At 57.9% G+C, this 18,200-nt stretch carries 15 protein-coding genes; 8 read left to right on the top strand and 7 right to left on the bottom strand.

Annotated features, from left to right (window positions below):
• Positions 1-66: 66 nt before the first annotated feature.
• Positions 67-1,596 carry an exopolyphosphatase gene (ppx, locus tag MARLIPOL_RS15315; RefSeq protein WP_036191995.1) on the top strand — a complete coding sequence of 510 codons (1,530 nt, stop codon included), beginning with the start codon at positions 67-69 and terminating at the stop codon, positions 1,594-1,596.
• Here the strand turns inward: ppx and MARLIPOL_RS15310 are convergent.
• Positions 1,593-3,563 carry an ATP-binding cassette domain-containing protein gene (locus tag MARLIPOL_RS15310; protein ID WP_051123163.1) on the bottom strand — a complete coding sequence of 657 codons (1,971 nt, stop codon included), beginning with the start codon at positions 3,561-3,563 and terminating at the stop codon, positions 1,593-1,595. The two genes, ppx and MARLIPOL_RS15310, sit on opposite strands and share 4 nt — an antisense overlap.
• A 48-nt stretch (positions 3,564-3,611) precedes the next feature.
• Between MARLIPOL_RS15310 and MARLIPOL_RS15305 the strand changes: the two genes are divergently transcribed.
• The 3 genes from MARLIPOL_RS15305 to MARLIPOL_RS15295 all read left to right on the top strand — a co-directional run bounded on the left by MARLIPOL_RS15305 (position 3,612) and on the right by MARLIPOL_RS15295 (position 5,366).
• Complete coding sequence (locus tag MARLIPOL_RS15305) at positions 3,612-4,139, top strand: TIGR02444 family protein (RefSeq protein WP_012139186.1); 528 nt, start codon at positions 3,612-3,614, stop codon at positions 4,137-4,139.
• Positions 4,136-4,531, top strand: a complete 396-nt coding sequence (locus MARLIPOL_RS15300; RefSeq protein WP_012139185.1) for a DUF4124 domain-containing protein — start codon at positions 4,136-4,138, stop codon at positions 4,529-4,531. Before MARLIPOL_RS15305 ends, MARLIPOL_RS15300 begins: the two co-directional genes overlap by 4 nt.
• A gap of 127 nt (positions 4,532-4,658) precedes the next feature.
• Positions 4,659-5,366: an FKBP-type peptidyl-prolyl cis-trans isomerase gene (locus MARLIPOL_RS15295; protein ID WP_012139183.1), complete on the top strand. Its 708-nt coding sequence runs from the start codon at positions 4,659-4,661 to the stop codon at positions 5,364-5,366.
• 73 nt (positions 5,367-5,439) lie between these two features.
• Here MARLIPOL_RS15295 and MARLIPOL_RS15290 read toward each other — a convergent pair whose 3' ends face one another.
• Together MARLIPOL_RS15290 and MARLIPOL_RS15285 are read right to left on the bottom strand one after the other, a co-directional pair.
• On the bottom strand, positions 5,440-5,922 hold the full coding sequence (locus MARLIPOL_RS15290) for an Rsd/AlgQ family anti-sigma factor (protein WP_012139182.1): 483 nt from the start codon (positions 5,920-5,922) through the stop codon (positions 5,440-5,442).
• Positions 5,923-6,022: 100 nt separating this feature from the next.
• Positions 6,023-6,529, bottom strand: a complete 507-nt coding sequence (locus tag MARLIPOL_RS15285; RefSeq protein WP_012139181.1) for a disulfide bond formation protein B — start codon at positions 6,527-6,529, stop codon at positions 6,023-6,025.
• Between the two features lie 164 nt (positions 6,530-6,693).
• Between MARLIPOL_RS15285 and MARLIPOL_RS15280 the strand changes: the two genes are divergently transcribed.
• Complete coding sequence (locus MARLIPOL_RS15280; protein WP_012139180.1) at positions 6,694-7,137, top strand: flagellar basal body-associated FliL family protein; 444 nt, start codon at positions 6,694-6,696, stop codon at positions 7,135-7,137.
• A gap of 22 nt (positions 7,138-7,159) precedes the next feature.
• Here the strand turns inward: MARLIPOL_RS15280 and rmf are convergent, their stop codons facing one another.
• From rmf to MARLIPOL_RS15260, 4 genes are all read right to left on the bottom strand, one after another.
• The gene (gene rmf, locus MARLIPOL_RS15275) at positions 7,160-7,375 is read right to left on the bottom strand and encodes a ribosome modulation factor (protein ID WP_012139179.1); all 216 of its coding nucleotides are present in this window, start codon (positions 7,373-7,375) and stop codon (positions 7,160-7,162) included.
• 127 nt (positions 7,376-7,502) lie between these two features.
• Positions 7,503-9,056 (bottom strand): glutamate--cysteine ligase, encoded by a 1,554-nt coding sequence (gene gshA / locus MARLIPOL_RS15270; protein ID WP_012139177.1) that lies wholly within the window; start codon positions 9,054-9,056, stop codon positions 7,503-7,505.
• A gap of 73 nt (positions 9,057-9,129) precedes the next feature.
• Positions 9,130-11,472, bottom strand: coding sequence for a Tex family protein (locus MARLIPOL_RS15265; protein ID WP_012139176.1), 2,343 nt, complete (start codon positions 11,470-11,472; stop codon positions 9,130-9,132).
• A gap of 47 nt (positions 11,473-11,519) precedes the next feature.
• On the bottom strand, positions 11,520-13,256 hold the full coding sequence (locus tag MARLIPOL_RS15260; protein WP_012139174.1) for a putative bifunctional diguanylate cyclase/phosphodiesterase: 1,737 nt from the start codon (positions 13,254-13,256) through the stop codon (positions 11,520-11,522).
• A gap of 99 nt (positions 13,257-13,355) precedes the next feature.
• Between MARLIPOL_RS15260 and rep the strand changes: the two genes are divergently transcribed.
• The 3 genes from rep to MARLIPOL_RS18685 form a co-directional block, all read left to right on the top strand.
• Positions 13,356-15,374 (top strand): DNA helicase Rep, encoded by a 2,019-nt coding sequence (gene rep, locus MARLIPOL_RS15255; protein WP_012139172.1) that lies wholly within the window; start codon positions 13,356-13,358, stop codon positions 15,372-15,374.
• 107 nt (positions 15,375-15,481) lie between these two features.
• Positions 15,482-17,713: a galactose oxidase early set domain-containing protein gene (locus tag MARLIPOL_RS15250; protein ID WP_012139170.1), complete on the top strand. Its 2,232-nt coding sequence runs from the start codon at positions 15,482-15,484 to the stop codon at positions 17,711-17,713.
• Positions 17,714-17,736: 23 nt separating this feature from the next.
• Positions 17,737-18,200, top strand: a 464-nt coding sequence (locus MARLIPOL_RS18685) for a hypothetical protein (RefSeq protein WP_012139168.1), incomplete at its 3' end; no start/stop codon positions are given.

The following is an 18,200-nucleotide window of genomic DNA, read 5'->3' as shown; positions in this document are numbered from 1 at the left end:
CTGACAGGTTCGCCGGAATTCGCTTATAGTACCCGCACCGGTAACGCCTAGAGGACATCTTCACACGTGACGGCTACTCCCTCTGCCGAATCCAATGCCACGTCGCCCGAGTTACTCGCGGCGATCGACATGGGCTCCAACAGTTTCCATATGGTGGTCGCCCGGCTGGTCCACGGTGAAATACGTACCCTGGAGAAAATGGGCGAGAAGGTTCAGCTCGGCGCTGGCCTTGATGAGCGCAATCGGTTGACCGAGGACGCCCAGCAACGCGCCCTGGCCTGTCTGGGCCGATTTGCCCAGCGTCTTCGGGGCATGCCCCCCGAGGCAGTACAGATTGTCGGCACCAATGCCCTCCGGGTCGCCCGTAATGCCCACCAGTTCATGGCCCGCGCGGAAGAGGTTTTGGGCTATCCGGTGGAAATCATTGCTGGGCGTGAAGAGGCCCGTCTCATATATCTTGGGGTGTCCCATACCCTTTCTGACGACGTCGGCCGGCGGCTGGTGATTGATATTGGCGGTGGCAGCACCGAGTTTATTATTGGCGAGCGGTTTGAACCCCAGGAACTCGAAAGCCTGCACATGGGCTGTGTCTCCTTCCGCAACCGTTACTTTTCGGACGGCAGGATTACCCGGCGCCAGATGGACAATGCCGTCACCCATGCGGAACAGGAGCTGCTGAACATTCGCCAGCATTTTCGCAATGTGGGCTGGCAGAGTTCCGTCGGTTCTTCCGGTTCGATCAAGGCCATTGCCAGCGTACTGGCAGCCCTGAAGATCACCAATGGCACCCTTACCCTGGAAGCCATGTACGAGTTACGTCAGCGCCTGATTGACATGGGAAAAGTTGAGAAGCTCGCCGAACTGGGGGTTAGAAGCGACCGCCAGAGTATTTTCCCCGCCGGCTTCGCGATCCTGATGGGGGCGTTCCAGTCGCTGAAGATCGAGGAGATGACATTTGCCGAGGGCGCCCTCCGGGAAGGGTTGCTCTACGACATCGTCGGTCGAATCCAGCATGAAGACGTGCGCGAACGAACGATTGCCGCGCTGCAGGAGCGCTACCACGTGGACCAGGCCCATGGCCGTGCCGTGGAAGATACCACCATTGCAGCCTGGGATCAGGTCGCGGACGCCTGGTCAATCCGCAATGCACCGGACGAAGAGGTGCTGCGGTGGGCCTGCCGCCTGCATGAGATTGGCCTGACCATCTCCCACAGCCAGTACCACAAACATGGCGCCTACCTGTTGCGTTACTCTGACCTGCCCGGTTTCAGCCAGCAATTCCAGCGGGATCTGGCCACTCTGGTCAGGGGCCATCGTCGAAAGTTCTCCAGCGCCATTTTCGAAGGCCTCGACCCCGAGGATATTCCGCGACTGCGTTATCTCTGTGTACTTGTGCGTCTCGGGGTCTTGCTCCAGCATCCCAGGAACATGGAAGCGCCACCGGCTTTTCAACTCCATGCCGGCGAAAACCGAATGACGATCGAGTTTCCCGACGACTGGTTCAGGGAGCGCCCGCTCACCTTGGCCGACCTGGAAAATGAACGGGACTACCTGGCGAAGCAGGGGTTCAAGCTGGAACTGGTTTCCGACGCCTAGGCAACCAGTTCCGCCTCCAGGCTCTCTACGGTTTCACTGATCTCCAGCCACTGGGCTTCCACATCTTCCAGGCGCCCCTTGAACTGTGCCTGTTGTGCCAACAGCTCTTTCAATTGCTGTTTGCCACCGTCCTGATACAGGCCCGGCGCCGACAGCTCGCCCTCCAGAGTCGTGAGTTTCTGGTGAAGTTGTTCCATTTCTTTTTCCAGCACGGATTGCTGCTTGCGGTACGGGCTCAGCTTCTGCCGAATCGCGGCCTCGGCTCGCTTCCGCGCCTTGCGATCCTCCGCATTCTCTCCAGCCACTCCAGCTCCAGCGACACTCCCTCTGCCCTCACTTACCGGTGCCGCAGACCCACCCTGTTGTGATTCCCGTCTGGGCGGCTCGGACTCATCCTTACGACGGTCCGCCAGCCAGCGCTCATAGTCTTCCAGATCGCCGTCATATTCCGCCACCCGGCCATCATTCACCAGCCAGAACTCATCCACGGTGTTTCGCAGCAAGTGGCGGTCGTGAGACACCACCACAATCGCACCAGAAAAATTCTGCAACGCCATGGTCAGCGCCTGACGCATTTCCAGATCCAGATGGTTGGTGGGCTCATCCAACAGCAACAGGTTTGGCTTCTGCCACGCGATCACCGCCAGGGCGACACGAGCCTTCTCGCCCCCAGAAAAAGAACGAATCGCGCTCAACGCTTCGTCCCCATGGAAGTCAAAACCACCAAGAAAGTTACGGATACTCTGCTCGGACGCTTTTGGTGACAACCGCTGGAGATGCAGGAAGGGACTCGCATTCAGGTCCAGAGATTCCAACTGGTGCTGGGCAAAATAACCAACAGACAGGTTTTCACCGGCGGTACGCTCACCCGCCAGCAGGGTGGCCTGCCCCCGCAGCGCATCCATCAGGGTCGATTTACCGGCACCGTTTGGACCGAGCAAACCGATCCGACTTCCGGGCAGCAACGACAGATGAATACCGTTCAGAATCACCGTATCTCCGTAGCCGGCAGCACCATGACGAATCGACAGCAACGGACTGGACACCTTATCCGCTACCGGAAACTCGAAGCTGAACGGTGAATCCACATGCGCCGGAGCAATTTTCTCCATGCGCTCAAGCGCCTTGACCCGACTCTGGGCCTGACGCGCCTTGGTGGCCTGGGCTTTAAACCGGTCGATAAAACGTTGAATCTCGGCAATCCGAGCCTGCTGGCGCTCAAAGCCGGCCTGCTGTTGCGCCAGGCGCTCACTGCGCTGCCCTTCGAATGCTGAGTAATTACCCGTATAGAGTTCCAGTTTACGCCGGTCAAAATGAACCACATGAGTCGCAACCCGATCCATGAAATCGCGGTCATGGGAGATGAACAGCAATGTCCCGCTGTATCGGCGTAGCCAGTTCTCAAGCCATAGGCACGCATCCAGGTCCAGGTGGTTGGTGGGTTCGTCCAGCAGCAACAGGTCGGACGGCCTCATCAGCGCCTGTGCCAGGTTCAGACGAATTCGCCAGCCACCGGAAAAGGCCGACACTGGCCGTTCGGTATCAGCGTCGGAGAAACCCAACCCCCGCAACAGCGTCTCGGCCCGGCGCGGTGCGGACCAGGCTTCATGCACATCAAGCTCGCCGTGGATGCGGGCCTGGGCATGGTCATCCTCATTGTGTTCTGCCTCGGCAAGCTCCCGTTCCATCCGGCGCAGGTCGTGGTCACCATCCAGCACGAAGTCACGGGCACTTCGCCCGGATGCCGCGACCTCCTGGGCCATATGGGCAATGCGGCACCCTCCAGGGAGTGACACACTGCCCTGTTCGGGGGAAAGTTGCCCCAGCAAAAGCTGGAACAGACTGGATTTGCCAGCGCCGTTGGCACCGACGATGGCAACCCGCTGGCCAGGCTGAATGGTGAGGCTGACGGTGTCTAGCAACCAGACGCCGCCCCGTTGTAAACTGAGATCCGTTATCGTTAGCATGTTGTCATTTTATCAGGGTAAGCTTTACAAGGAAGCCACAGGGCCAAAATGCAGGACGACCGGGAACAGCTGCCATCAGAAATGGAACCGGATAGCCCGCTTTGGCGTTTTGCCTTGGCATTCTGGAAATATCCGGGCATTGAGTCGACCTGTCTGGCGTTGCAAGGCAAAGGGTGGAACGTTACACAGATTTTGAGTGCCTGCTGGCTTACCATTACGGGCCAGAAATACAGTGGCCATGAGTGCGATACGGTAACAGAGTGGCGCAGCCATGTAACCGAGCCGCTGCGCTCAGCCCGGCAATTTATTCCCCGGGATAACCCGGTGACAGAGAGCTTGCGCACCAGCATCGCGACAAACGAACTGGAAGCAGAGAGGATTGAACTGGCTTTGACCTATCAATGCCTTGTCAACACCCAACGAGAGAGCGCCGGCATGTATGAACCCGAACAACTGGCCCACATCAACCTTCAAGCGGCGGCTCCGGAGACGGTTATGGATATGGAAACCGGACTATTGCTAGACGCCCTCATCCCGGGCTTGATGGCCTTTGCTGCCGGAGCACGAGGGGAATGATGATGAAATGGCTCATCCGTCTCGCATTCCCGGCACTCGGCGTTCTGCTCGTCCTCATGTTTTTTGGGCTCAACGAGCCAAAACCCGAAGCCGTCGAGAGTACCCCTGAAGAAGAGACCGGCACGGAAATTCCGGCTTTTGAAGGGCTGGTGCCATCCCCAATCCCTGTTGAAGGCCCTGACATTGTCTTCAAATGGCAGGACAGCGATGGTAGCTGGCACTATGCGGACCAGCCCCCCGAGGATGGCCCGTGGAATGCCCTGGCCATTGAACGACAAAATAATGGTGACGAACCGCGCTCGACAGAGCAAGACCCGGAAACCGACTGGCAATCCCCCTACAGTGCACCTTTCTCCCTGGCACCGTCCTCAACCACCAATCATGGCAGCTGAGTTTCTGGCCACTTTCTTAACACATGTTCAGTGGCATCTGACTACAGAACCCGTTACCTTTCCCAATTTCAGAGAAACACAATACGGGGTGCTCCAAAGCACCCCACCCACAACATAGGACTCTGCAATGAAGAAAATGCTGCTCGCACTGGCAGTGACCGGCATCGTCGCCGGTTGCTCCACGCAAACCGAATCGGAAAAAGACCCGAGCCTGGACACCACCGACCAGAAGGTCAGTTATGGCATGGGACTGGTGCTCGGTGAGCGCATGAAGAACGACCTTCCGGACCTGCAGATGGAACAATTCCTCCAGGGGATTGAGCATGGCCATGAAGGTGACGAAGAAGTGAGCCGGATGAGCCGTGAAGAAATCCAGGAAGCGCTGATGGCCTATCAGCAGCAACTCCAGGAGCGGCAAAATGAACAGCAGGAAGAGCTGGCCCAGAAGAACAGTGAAGCCGGTGAAGCGTTTCTCGCTGAGAATGCTGAAAGGGAAGGCGTTGAAACCACGGACTCCGGCCTGCAGTACGAAATCCTGGAAGAAGGTGATGGCGACAAGCCCGGAGAAAGCGACCGGGTAAAAGTTCACTATACCGGTGAACTGCTGTCCGGAGAGGTTTTTGACAGCTCTCGTGAGCGTGGCGAGCCGGTCACCTTTGGTCTCAACCAGGTCATTCCCGGCTGGACCGAGGGCCTACAGCTGATGAACGAAGGCAGCCGTGCGAAGCTGTACATTCCTTCAGAGCTTGCCTATGGGCCAGGTGGAAACCACAGCATCGGGCCGAACGAAACTCTGGTGTTTGATGTGGAGCTGATCGAGGTAAACCCGGAGTAAACCGGCCTCGCTCTATGGATACAGACGGCAGCCTCCACAGAGGCTGCTGGTCTATCCCGCTTCCCTGAGAGCCTCAGGCCGAGGACATGACCTCGTCTGCGTGAACATTATGCAGATGCTCAATCAGGTAATCTTCCATCTCGAACCGGCTTTCCAGAATCTCTCCCAGTTCGGACAGCTGATCGAACAATCTCCGGACATCACTCTCGCTGAGCGTTTTGCCATCCAGGCGGTCATTGAAGTTCAGCGCCGTCTCAGTGGTCTGTGCAATCCGCGGATATAACTTGGCAGCCAGCTCCAGCCCACCGTCATTGAATTCCCTGGCTTCCTGAATAAGCTGCTCATAGATTTCAAAATGACCGGCGGACACATAGTCCACCAACACCTCGCAGAGCCGGACAAACTTTTCACGCAGAGCTTCCGTCTGGGAAAAGTCGTTTTCTCCGGACAACTCACAGTACTGCACCAATAACTCCTGGCGCTCCTTCAGCCAGCGATCAATCAGCTCGCTTACGCCACCCCAACGCTCCCTGGCATTACGGCAATTTTCCAACATGACGCCTTTCTCCAGTTACCTGACATACCCGGTGTCGATTTCGATTTTTTGTTATGTCGAGACTCAAGGTACCCCATGCCCATAGCAGGCCGCAACCGTTTCAGTCTCCACCCCACTCAGACCTTTTGCCAGTACCAAACAGCATCACGAGTCCGGCAATCACCAACAGCAAGAAGAACACCGACGTCCATCCCGGAATGCTCAAACCGAGGAATCGCCAGACGACTTCTGCACAATCGCCGGTACCCCGGAAAGCCGTGGTCAGCACCTCGGACAGGGGAAGGACCTCCAGCATGTAGTCCACGGATGGCCCACACGCCGGCACCTGGTCCTCCGGCAGGCTCTGCAGCCACAGCTGTCGCCCGGACACCGTCAGTCCTGAGCCTGCGGTGATTGCCAGCAGCAGGCCATACAGGCGAACACCGATACCTTGCGGGTTATGCAATACCGCCAGCAGACTCACCAGCCCGGCGCCCATAAACCCGAAACGCTGGAGCCAGCACAACGGGCAAGGCTCGAGCCCCATGACATGTTCCATGTAAAAAGCCACGCCCAGCAGCGCGGCGCACACCACAAAAATTACTGAAAACACCAGTCTGGAAGTCAAAAGTACACCTCGGAGATGACATTCAGGCTCTTTACACCCAACCAGAGCTGGCCGGGGTGCAGCGAATGCTGCAAGAGGCCACCGGGCCTGTTATTCTGCGAAAATCAGGCGGGTATCGCCAATGCTTCGTCACTAAACCCTAAACCATAGCGAACTTCAAGCCTATGACACTTCAACTAAAACGTTTTTTTCTGATCCTGCTGTGCCTGTTACCCGTTATTCCTGCCGCCGCGGTCGCACAGGAGGAAGAAGAGGAAACGGAGGCCGCTCAGGAAGCCACCATCACCGACTACATCGAAATGGACCCGTCGTTTGTCACCCACGTGGGTAAACCTGGCGATAAACTCACCTACCTGAAAGCCTCGGTGACTATTCGAGCGTCGAAAGAGACCACCCGCCCGGCCGTGGAGGCTCATATGCCCAGGCTCAGGCACGAACTGGTGATGTTGTTCGGGGAACAGACCGACGCTGACCAGCTGGCAACCGGTGACGGGCAGGCCGCGCTGAGGGAGGAGGCCAAGCGACGGATCAATGCGGTGCTGGCCGAACAGCAGACCGGCGAAACCATTACCGGCGTGCTGTTTACGGAATTTGTCGTACAGAAATGAACGGGCAGCCGGGACGAATGGCTCAGGCAATCCAGGACAACAGGTCATCACTGGCGGCTTCCGACTCGCGAGCCGCCACGCTGGCATCCTCCCAGCCAGCCTCCCAGGCAGCTATAACCACCTCACTCCGATAGGGGCAGCGGTTAAGCTCCATGCCCATTGACGCCGCCATATAACCGTGGCGGTACGCTTTGTTCAGCGATTGAACATCCCAACCCAGTTTGGACTCTCTGGTCATGCCGGCTCTCCCTGATGCCTGACTGCCGTATAAATTTAACAGCAGGCGCCAGAACCCGACATATATTTGTTCAGTTTTTGTGCGACAGGTCCAATTCCGGCGCGAACCAGGCTCCCCGTATCTCACATCAGGAGCGCAGGTATTCATCCAGGAACTCGGCAAAAGGCAGGGTATCCGCCGCCTCCATTCTCGCCTGCTCGTCCAGGGATTCCGCACTCATACGCTCGAATTCCGCCAGCGAGGTCGCGGCGTATGGCTCTTCACGGAGAGTCTGCTGATGCTGACGGGACATGTCCAGCACCCACTCCCGATGGCCGAGACCGGCTTGCGACATGGCCGCTGTTACCCGCGCAGAGGGAACCAGACCCGGCGACGTCAGTTTGTCACGCTGCGCCTGGAGCGCACGGCGATAAGCGTCACCACCGATCCAGCTGTCGAGTCGTTCCGCCAGTGGCTCCAGCTCCGACAACAGGCTGTCGGCAGCCTCACCTACCGGAGTCTTTCGCCCGCCACGGCACAATGCGAGTTCAACGTTGCGACCGTTGGCCACCACGTCCTTGTAATTGTCATCAAGCCGCTCGCATTCGCTATCGTCAATGCGGGGACTGTCAGACAACAGGCAGTCCAGCAGGAACAGGTCGAGGAAATCGATCTGGCTTTCCGTGACACCCACCGCAGAGAACGGATCCAGATCCAGGCAGCGCACCTCGATGTACTCCACCCCCCGGGCCTCCAGTGCCTGTATCGGTTTTTCCTCGCGCTCGGTGGTGCGTTTTGGGCGCACTGCGCTGTAATACTCGTTCTCGATCTGGAGCACGCTGGTGTTGATCTGGATAAACTCGTCGCCACGGCGGGTGCCAATGGCTTCGTAGGCCGGCCACGGGGTATGTATCGCCCGATCCAGCGTCCGGGTGTAGGTGCTCAGTTCGTTAAAGCAGATATTCAGGGACGACTGGGCGTTATTGTGATAACCCAGGTCTCCCATCCTTAGCGACGTGGCGTCCGGCCCGTACCAGGTATTGTCATTAAATCGGGCAAGGCCATGCTTTACTCCCGCGACAAAGCTCGCATCAAGTGCGGGCGATGCCCCGAACAGCAGCATCAGCAACCAGCTGCGGCGACGGAAGTTCCGGATCAACCAGAAATACTGATCTGATTTGAAATCCTTCAGGCTCTGCTGGTTCCCCAGCGCCTGCTGCCACAACGACCAGAATCCGTCCGGCAGTGACAGATTGTAGTGAGCGCCGGCGATGCTTTGCATCATCCGGCCATAACGCACGGCCAGCCCCTGGCGATAGACATGCTTGAGGCGACCAATATTGGACGTACCGTATTCCGCAATGGGAATACTGGCATCACCATCCAGTTCGCAGGGCATGCTCGCTGCCCAGAACACCTCATCCCCCAGGTGCTTCTGCACAAACCGGTGCACATCCCGCAATGACGACAGCAGGCTGCCAGTGCTGTTACACACCGGGGTAATCAGCTCTAGCAAGGCTTCAGAATAGTCGGTGGTAATCCTTGGGTGGGTCAACGCTGACCCCAGGGCACGAGGGTGCGGGGTATGAGCAATAAAGCCGTTGCGGTCAACCCGCAGACCTTCTTTTTCCACCCCTTTCAGGAAACCGCCCCAATCGCTGGCTGCAAATTGATGGAAGATGTGATGGCGGGATTCAGCCATGAATGACTCCTGCTAAAGCGGGTACCAGCCTCGTGAGCGGTACCCGCCTGTGGAATGGGTATCGGCGCGCCGGTTAACGACCGCCTTTCCGAGCCGAGGCCAGCGCCTGGGCCAGCGCGCCGGCCATGGCACCCTGTTGCGGTTGCTGCCCACTTTGGGCGCGCCCGTCGCGACCACCAGAGCGGCTCTCACTCCGGCCCCGGCCCGCCGAGCCGCCGGCCTTATTGTCAGCCTTCTCACCAGGCTGGTCGTCCATACGCATGGACAGGGCAATCCGCTTGCGGGGGATGTCCACATCCATCACTTTGACCTTGACGATGTCCCCCGCTTTCACCACCTCACGAGGGTCTTTTATAAAAGTGTTGGACAGCGCAGAAATATGTACCAGACCGTCCTGATGCACACCGATATCCACAAACGCCCCGAAATTGGTGACGTTCGTGACGGAGCCTTCCAACACCATGCCCGGCTTGAGATCGCCCAGGGTTTCCACTCCGTCCTCAAAACTGGCAAAACGAAATTCCGGGCGGGGATCGCGACCGGGCTTTTCCAGTTCGGAAATAATATCCTTAATCGTCGGCAGACCAAACTGTTCGGTAACATAATCCTGCGGGTTCAGTGACCTCAGGAACGCCGAATCGCCGATGATATTCTCGACCTTTCGGTTGTTTTTCGCAGCGATGGCTTCCACCACACCATAGGCTTCCGGGTGCACTGACGACCGGTCCAGGGGATTCTCACCGCTGGCAATTCTCAGGAAGCCCGCAGCCTGCTCAAAAGTACGATCGCCAAGACGGGAGACTTTCAGCAACTGCTTGCGGTTGCGGAAGACGCCGTTCTGATTGCGGAAATCAACGATATTCTGGGCAATGCTCTGGTTCAGGCCAGAGACCCGTGCCAGCAGCGGAACGGACGCCGTATTCAGATCCACCCCCACGCCGTTTACACAGTCCTCCACCACCGCATCCAGACTGCGAGCCAACTGTACCTGAGAAACGTCGTGCTGGTATTGCCCGACACCGATGGATTTGGGCTCGATCTTGACCAATTCCGCCAGCGGGTCCTGAAGGCGACGTGCGATCGAAACAGCGCCACGAATGGTCACGTCCAGATCCGGCAACTCTTTCGAGGCAAACTCGGACGCCGAGTATATGGATGCTCCGGATTCGCTCACCACAATTCTGGCCAGCTTCAGCTCGGGGTATTTCTTGCACAGATCCGCCACCAGTTTCTCGGTTTCCCGGGAGGCAGTGCCGTTGCCAATCGCAATCAGCTCGATCTTGTATTCACGACACCAGGCTGCCAGCTGTTCGATAGAACGCTCCCACTGGTTCTTGGGGGCGTGAGGGAAAATCGCACCATGACCGACTACCTGGCTGGTACCATCGATGACCGCTACCTTGACGCCAGTTCGAAGCCCCGGATCCAGACCCAGCGTTGGGCGCGGCCCGGCCGGCGCCAGCAGCAACAAATCCTTGAGGTTGTTGGCAAACACGTTGATGGCTTCAGTCTCGGCCGCTTCCCGCACCTGAGCCATCAGGTCCGTCTCAATCTGGGTCGACAACTTCACCCGCCAGGTCCAGCGCACCACGTCCGATAACCACTTGTCGGCGGCGCGACCGTTATCACGGATGTTCCAGCGAGCGGCAATGCGCTGTTCCGCCGGATGTGGCTGACGGCGGTCATCCGCAACGTCACCCACTACAATGGAGTACCCCAGGATTCCCTCGTTGCGCCCCCGCAGAATCGCCAGAGCCCGGTGGGACGGCACTTTTTTCAGGGGCTCGACATGATCAAAGTAGTCACGAAATTTGGCGCCCTCGTTTTCCTTGCCTTCGATCACCGTGACCTTGAGCTGGCCGTCCTGCCAGATAAAATTCCTCAGGGCGCCCAGCAGTTCGGCATCCTCGGCGAAACGCTCCATCAGGATATAACGGGCGCCGTCCAGGGCCGCCTTGGTATCCGCCACACCGGCTTCAGCGTTGACGTAAGCGCCCGCGGTTGTTTCCGGGTCCAGGTTCGGATCGTCATAGAGGGCATCCGCCAGCGGCTCGAGGCCGGCTTCTTTGGCGATCTGAGCCTTGGTGCGGCGCTTGGGCTTGTAGGGAAGGTACAGGTCTTCCAGGCGATTCTTGGTGTCCGCCTCGCTGATACTGGCGCGCAACTCGTCAGTCAGCTTGCCCTGCTCTTCGATACTGTTCAGGATCGTGGATCGGCGGTCTTCCAGCTCGCGCAGATAACGCAGGCGTTCTTCCAGATTACGCAGCTGGCTGTCGTCCAGCGAGCCGGTGATCTCTTTCCGGTAGCGGGCAATAAATGGAACGGTGGCACCCTCATCCAACAGGGCGACGGTGGCATTTACCTGTTGCTCGCGTACGCCGAGCTCTTCGGCGATTCGCCTGGAGATACTGTTCATGCAACCTCTGTGATGCTTTCTGGATCAAAGCGCAAAGGTACAGCGGCTTATCGCTGCAGGCAAGCGGCCTGGCCACGGTTGGTCAGGAAATGCACAAGATCCTGCCAGGGCATGGGATGGGCGTAGTAGTAGCCCTGAATCTCATCGCAATGTTGTTGGCGCAAGAATTCCAGTTGCCCCTCGGTCTCCACCCCTTCTGCCACCACGCTGATCTGAAGACTATGGGCAAGACTGATGATAGCGCGGATAATGTGCTCGGCGTCTGCGGAATGCCCCAGCTCCTGCACGAAGGACTTGTCGATCTTGACCAGAGAGATGGGCAGGTGCTGTAGATTGCTGAGGGACGAGAAACCGGTGCCAAAATCGTCGAGCGCAAAGCTGATGCCCAGTTGATTGAGCTCACGCAGACAGCGCTGGGCATACTCGGGATCGTGCATCATCGCGCTTTCCGTCAGCTCCAGCTCCAGCAGGCTGGTATCAATGTTGGCATTGAAAATAATGCGAAAGATGGTTTCTGTCATCTTGCGATCGTGAAACTGACGGAACGACAGATTGACTGCAAATACCAGCCCCGGGAAGCCCAGCTCCGCCGATTCCTGAAGGCGCTTGCAGGCCTGCTCGATCACCCAATAACCGATCGGCACGATCAGCCCGCTGCGCTCGGCCACAGGAATAAATTCCTCCGGCGACACCAGTCCACGTTCAGGGTGATTCCAACGCAAGAGGCACTCCACGCCACGCACCTCTTCGGTCGCCAGATCAATACGTGGCTGATAGTAAAGCTCAAGCTCCTTGCCCCTGAGCGCATTGCGTAAATCCGCCTCCAGCCGCAACTGGTGGCCGGCCGTGATATGCAGTTGCCGGTCGTAAAAGCGGTAACTGGTACCCGGATCGCGCTTGGCTTCAAACATCGCCCGGTTGGCCCGGCGCATCAGGTTCTCCGGAGTGTCTCCCGCTTCCGGATAGGTCGCCACACCCAGGCTGGCACTGACCACCACATTCTGGCCATCCACCGTGACCGGATCACCCAGGGCATTGACCACCTTTCGAATAATTTGGGTAATGTCGAGAGAATCTTCCACTTTCTCGACGATGACAGCCAATTCATCACCGCCAATGCGCATCAGCGAGTCCACGCGACGGAGACTGTGACGTAACCGTTCTGCCAGTTTCATCACCAGCAAGTCACTTTTCTGGTACCCGAATGATTCGTTGAAACTGCGAAAATCATCCAGATTGAGATGTAACAGGGCCAATCGATGGCCACCCCGTTCAGCCCGCAACAGGGCCTGCTGGAGCCGATCAAAAAACAGATCCCGGTTGATCACACCGCTGGCCACTTCACGGCCGAAATGGCCATGGGCGGATTCCGTCAGTTGCTCCCGATACCACAGGCATTTCACCGCCCGCGCCAGGCTCCAGGCATCCAACGTCTGGCGGCACAGGTAATCAGCAGCGCCACTGGCCACTAACTCGGAAGCGCGCTCGGCACTGGGATCCGCACTGAGTGCCAGTATGGATTTGTCATTACTGGCGGCGTTGAGATACTGCAGAAATGAGACTTCGGAATCCCCATGGAACACGCAATCCCAGAGAATGACATCAAAATGCGTGTTGCGAATCAGGTCATCACAGTCGATCAGGTCCGGACACCAGACCATGTCTGGTAACAGCTCGCGATCGCAGCCTAGCAGTGACTCCAGCCACAGAAAATCCGTGTATTCCGGCGTCAATACCAGCAAGCGAACCTGGCCGGAACTCATTGTTTCCATTGGCAGTGTCATTAAGGGCGCCCGATTTCCATGATGAACCACATCCGTCCTACCTAGAATAGCCGATAGATCGTCAAGGTACAGCAACTCTTGCTGGTGTAGAATGCGCGGATGAACAAACTCAACCCCCGACAACATGAAGCGGTGCGCTATGCCGAAGGCCCCCTGCTGGTTCTGGCCGGTGCGGGCAGCGGCAAAACCAGCGTTATCACTCGCAAAATAGCCTACCTGATTGAACAGAAAGGTATTCCTGGACGACACATTGCCGCCGTTACCTTTACCAACAAGGCCGCCCGGGAGATGAAAGAGCGGGTGGGGCGCATTGTAGACCGAAAACAGACCCGCGGGCTGATCGTGTCCACTTTCCACAATCTCGGCCTGAACATGATCCGGGAGGAACACCCGCACCTGGGCTACCACCCCGGCTTTTCAATCTTTGACGCCGAGGATGCCAAGGCATTGTTACAGGACCTGATGATGCGGGACGACAGCGCCGACGCCGGCGATGAACTCTCCGACATCCAGATGACCATTTCTTCCTGGAAAAACGCCCTGCGCGGACCGGAAGAAGCCTGGAGCAAGGCCGCGGATGAGCGCGAGCAACGCATTGCCCTTATCTACAAGCGTTACAACGAGTACCTCAAGGCCTACAACGCCGTTGATTTTGATGACCTGATTCTGCTGCCAGTGCAATTGTTCCGCACCCACCCGGACGTACTGGAGAAATGGCGACGCAAGATTCGCTACATGCTGGTGGACGAGTATCAGGACACCAACGTGTGCCAGTACGAACTGGTCAAGCTGCTGGTCGCCCAGCGGGCTGCCTTTACGGTCGTCGGGGATGACGATCAGTCTATCTACGCTTGGCGTGGCGCACGGCCGGAGAACCTGGCGCAGCTCAAGGAAGACTTCCCCAGCCTGAAGATCGTCAAGCTGGAGCAAAACTATCGCTCCACCGGGCGAATTCTGCGCAGTGCCAACACAGTGATCGCCAATAACCCCCACGCATTCGAAAAAGCCCTTTGGAGCGATCATACCATCGGTGAAGAAATCCGCATCGTCCGCTGTCGCAGCGAGGATGCGGAAGCCGACCGCGTGGCCACCGAGATCCTCGACCAGAAGCTGAAAAAGGGCCTTGCCTTCAAGGACTTCGCCGTTCTCTATCGCGGCAATCACCAGTCACGATTGCTGGAAATGAAGCTACAGGCCTATCAAATTCCCTATCGCATTTCCGGTGGTCAGTCGTTCTTCTCGAAAAACGAGATCAAGGACGCCATGTCCTACCTGCGGTTGCTGATCAATCCGGATGACGATGCGGCGTTCCTGCGAGTGGTGAACGTGCCGCGCCGGGAAATCGGGCCGCGGACGCTCGAACAGCTCAGCCACTACGCCCGGGCCCGCAACGTCAGTCTCTTCAAGGCGCTCGGTGATATGGGGGCGGAAACCCACGTTACCGAGAAGGGCCTGGACCGGTTGCGACGCTTCGCCCACTGGGTCGACTACATCTGCGAGCGCCTGCACCGGGAAGATCCGATACCGGTGATTAAACAGCTGTTTACCGACATCGAATACGAGGAATGGTTGCACCAGCATTCCGGCACGCCCAAACAGGCGGAACGCCGCATGCAGAACATCTGGTACCTGGTGGAGTCAATCCAGCGCATGCTCGATGACGGCAAGGGCACCGCCGATGAGCTCGGCATCGAAGATGCTATCAGCAAGCTGATTCTCCGGGACATGATGGAACAGCGGGAAGAAGAAGACGACAGCGACAAGGTCCAGCTGCTCACCCTGCACGCTTCAAAGGGTCTGGAATTTCCCCACGTGTTTATCATGGGACTGGAGGAGGAAATCCTGCCTCACCGCGCCAGCATTGAAGAAGGCAACATTGAGGAGGAGCGACGGCTGATGTACGTAGGCATCACCCGCGCGCGGGAGACCCTGACTCTCACCTACGCTGCCCAGCGCAAACAGTACGGGGAGAAGATCGAAACCATTCCCAGCCGTTTCCTTGATGAATTACCGGACGAAGACCTGAAATGGGAAGGCCTGGGCGATCTGGATGTCGAGGCAAACCAGAAAAAAGGCAAAGCCACCCTGAGCGCCCTGCTCGGCGACCTGGAACATTAAATTTCACCTTTTTTTACATTTGATGAATCTTAATTGAAACCTGATCCGTACCCCGAGAGGGACCAAAATTGGCCCCTTTTGCACAATAACAAGATCAGGAGAACACAATGTCCCGATTACCCAACCGTTTTCTGACTGCGACCGGCTCCTTGCTGTTGCTCACCGCTGGATCGGCCACAGTCAACGCAGGCCTTCTCGGCGGACTGCTGGACGGATCATCAGATGACACCACTGTAGAGTCGAGCGAACCAACCCTTCAGGAAGGCTACGATCCAAGAGGTCGCTTCAGTGCCCCCTTCGCTGAGCCAACCATCACGGTCGAGGGTGAGGCGGTCGAAACCGACGAAAAATGCCTTCCCCGTGCAGACGGCACGGACGAGTGCAAGCCAGCCGCCGGCACCATGGCACTGCTCAAGGACGGCCGTCTGCTTTACCTGAATGCCCTGGAAGGCACCGAGAACGTGGAACTCTCCATCGTCAAAGAATTTGGCCAGGTGTCCGTCAACGACCAGTCTCGTGTCCTGTCACTCGACAAGAACGACTCCCCGTCCTGGCTCAAGCCCTCCCCGCTGGATGCCGGCGCCAACCCCGACGGCAACGACAGCGAAACTCTGCTGGACGGTGCCCTTTCTGATGCCGACGACACCAGCAAAAACGACGGTGCGCTGTTCTGCTCAGACGTTATCGGCCTAGCCAATGGCAATGTCATGGCCGTAGGCGGCACAGACTATTACACCGAGGCTGGCCTGGTTGAGCTCGAGGGCATCAAGAATTCACGGATTTTTGACGAAGAGACCAACACCTGGAGCCAAAGCGGCGACATGACCTACGGTCGCTGGTACCCCTCGGTCGTTACCATGGGCAGTGGTGAGCTGTTTGTCGCCAGTGGTGTCACGAAGCTGATCAAGCCGGTGTACCCGGAGGACCCTCTCAACAGCGGTCGCAACGTGGTACAGACAGAAACCTACAACCCGTGCGCCGGCACCTGGACACAAAACCCGTCTACCGCCGATCGTTCTCTGCCGCTGTACCCGAGGATGCACCTGCTGCCCAACGGCCACGTGTTCTACAATGCCGGTGGCCAGGCGTTCAATCCGTTCGGTCAGGGTTACGACCAGGCGCTGTGGAACATCGCAGCCAGCTTCAATCCCGAAACCCAGAGCTGGACCGATATCGGATATGCCGGCCTGCCCCTGCGGCTGGACGAAGCGGGCCTTGCCGAGCTTAGCAGTACCCTGAACATCACGAATGCCTCTCTGGATCAGGCCTCGTCCCTGCTTGACGGCGTCCTTGAATCGCCTGCGGATTTGCTGGAAAGCGGTGCCGATCTTGACGTTACCGAGGAAGATCTGAAAATGGCCATTGCTGGCGGCATGCGTGGTTCCACCTCATCCACCATGCTGCCGCTGAAACCCAATGCCGACGGTACTTACACGGACGTTGAGCTGCTGACCGCCGGTGGTGTGCCGAGCTACGCTCTGTTAACCAATCCGGGTGGCTACGTGCCTACCGACCAGAGTCGCATCGACCTGATCTCCACCAACGGTGACCAGATTGACTATGAGTCGCGCCTGACCGGCCCCCTGAACCAGCCCCGCTGGTACGGAACCAATGTCCTTATGCCAGACGGCAGCGTGATGGTCTTCAGTGGCGGTGACCGCGACGGTGTCGCAGCCCCGGGTCTGGAAGGCCCTATCCGCACCGCCGAGCGGTTCGATCCGGAAACCAGCACCTGGACCGAGATGGCCATGGGTAATCGTGCCCGCACCTATCACAACACTGCCGTGTTGATGCAGGACGGCCGGGTGATGATTGCCGGGCACTCGCCCATCAACACCGCGTACCTGACATTCGTAGACCTCCAGGACTTCGGGCTGGCGCCTTATGACGGCCGGGATCCGAGCTTCGAGATCTACACGCCACCTTATGCCATGCGCAATGATCGCCCGGTTATCAAGAGCGCACCGCGCAATCTGACGATTGGCGACCGCTTCAACGTCACCGTCGACCAGGCTGATGAGATCGACAAAGCACTGTTGATTCGGCGCACGGTCATGACCCACCTGGTCGACAGCGACCAGCGTGCAATCGAGCTGGTACTCGAGCATAAGCCAGGAAACAAAGTGACTCTGACCATGCCGGACAATCACAATGTGGTGCCTGCTGGCGAGTACATGCTTTTCGTCAGTAAGGACACAGAAGAAGGACGCGTTCCGTCGGAATCGGCTCCGATCACAGTCGTCAATGAGGGCCTTGAATGCATGGCTCCCGCCGATGACTCGGAAACCACAACCACCACTGAGGATGGAATCATCGAGTCAACGCTCGCGAATCTGTAAATCTGACCTCAGGGAGTTAGTGGATGAAAAGCGAACAAACATTACCAGCCATGACTGCCCTGATTATGTCCGGAATGCTCCTCCTGTCAGCCTCCGGGCTGGCAGGAGCACACGGAGCACCAGAGGTCGACGAAGTTCCCGAGGGATTCGTCAAGGCCAGCATTACCAGCCAGCCGGACATCCAGGGTCTCAGAGCTTTGATACTGGACGCACCGCGGCCCGCCATCCTACTTCGTTACCAGGGTGACGATAGCGTGACGGTGCTGGGGACAGAGGGCGAGAAGTTTCTGCGGTTTAGCCGCGATGCAGTTGAGGTGAATGTTGCAAGCCCCAGCTGGAAAGACCTGCCTAACGCACCAAAGCTTCCAGAAAACGAGGCTACCCAATCCGATCAGCTCGATCAGCCAACATGGACAACCTTGTCGCAGTCCGGCAGCTTCGGCTGGTTGGACCCTCGCCTCAACGAACCACACAATGGCGATCATTT

The organism is Marinobacter lipolyticus SM19 (assembly GCF_000397065.2).
GTDB lineage: Bacteria > Pseudomonadota > Gammaproteobacteria > Pseudomonadales > Oleiphilaceae > Marinobacter > Marinobacter lipolyticus.
The sequence above is the reverse complement of the archived record's forward strand: the minus strand, read 5'-3'. Positions and strand labels throughout refer to the sequence as shown.

Excerpts from the sequence above, each read along its gene's own strand:
- MARLIPOL_RS15280 (WP_012139180.1), top strand. The coding sequence starts at position 6,694 with ATGACACTTCAACTAAAACGTTTTTTTCTGATCCTGCTGTGCCTGTTA.
- rmf (WP_012139179.1), bottom strand. The coding sequence starts at position 7,375 with ATGACCAGAGAGTCCAAACTGGGTTGGGATGTTCAATCGCTGAACAAA.
- MARLIPOL_RS15250 (WP_012139170.1), top strand. The coding sequence starts at position 15,482 with ATGTCCCGATTACCCAACCGTTTTCTGACTGCGACCGGCTCCTTGCTG.
- gshA (WP_012139177.1), bottom strand. The coding sequence starts at position 9,056 with ATGGCTGAATCCCGCCATCACATCTTCCATCAATTTGCAGCCAGCGAT.
- MARLIPOL_RS15300 (WP_012139185.1), top strand. The coding sequence starts at position 4,136 with ATGATGATGAAATGGCTCATCCGTCTCGCATTCCCGGCACTCGGCGTT.
- MARLIPOL_RS15290 (WP_012139182.1), bottom strand. The coding sequence starts at position 5,922 with ATGTTGGAAAATTGCCGTAATGCCAGGGAGCGTTGGGGTGGCGTAAGC.
- MARLIPOL_RS15260 (WP_012139174.1), bottom strand. The coding sequence starts at position 13,256 with ATGACACTGCCAATGGAAACAATGAGTTCCGGCCAGGTTCGCTTGCTG.
- rep (WP_012139172.1), top strand. The coding sequence starts at position 13,356 with ATGAACAAACTCAACCCCCGACAACATGAAGCGGTGCGCTATGCCGAA.
- MARLIPOL_RS15265 (WP_012139176.1), bottom strand. The coding sequence starts at position 11,472 with ATGAACAGTATCTCCAGGCGAATCGCCGAAGAGCTCGGCGTACGCGAG.
- MARLIPOL_RS15310 (WP_051123163.1), bottom strand. The coding sequence starts at position 3,563 with ATGCTAACGATAACGGATCTCAGTTTACAACGGGGCGGCGTCTGGTTG.
- MARLIPOL_RS15305 (WP_012139186.1), top strand. The coding sequence starts at position 3,612 with ATGCAGGACGACCGGGAACAGCTGCCATCAGAAATGGAACCGGATAGC.
- MARLIPOL_RS15295 (WP_012139183.1), top strand. The coding sequence starts at position 4,659 with ATGAAGAAAATGCTGCTCGCACTGGCAGTGACCGGCATCGTCGCCGGT.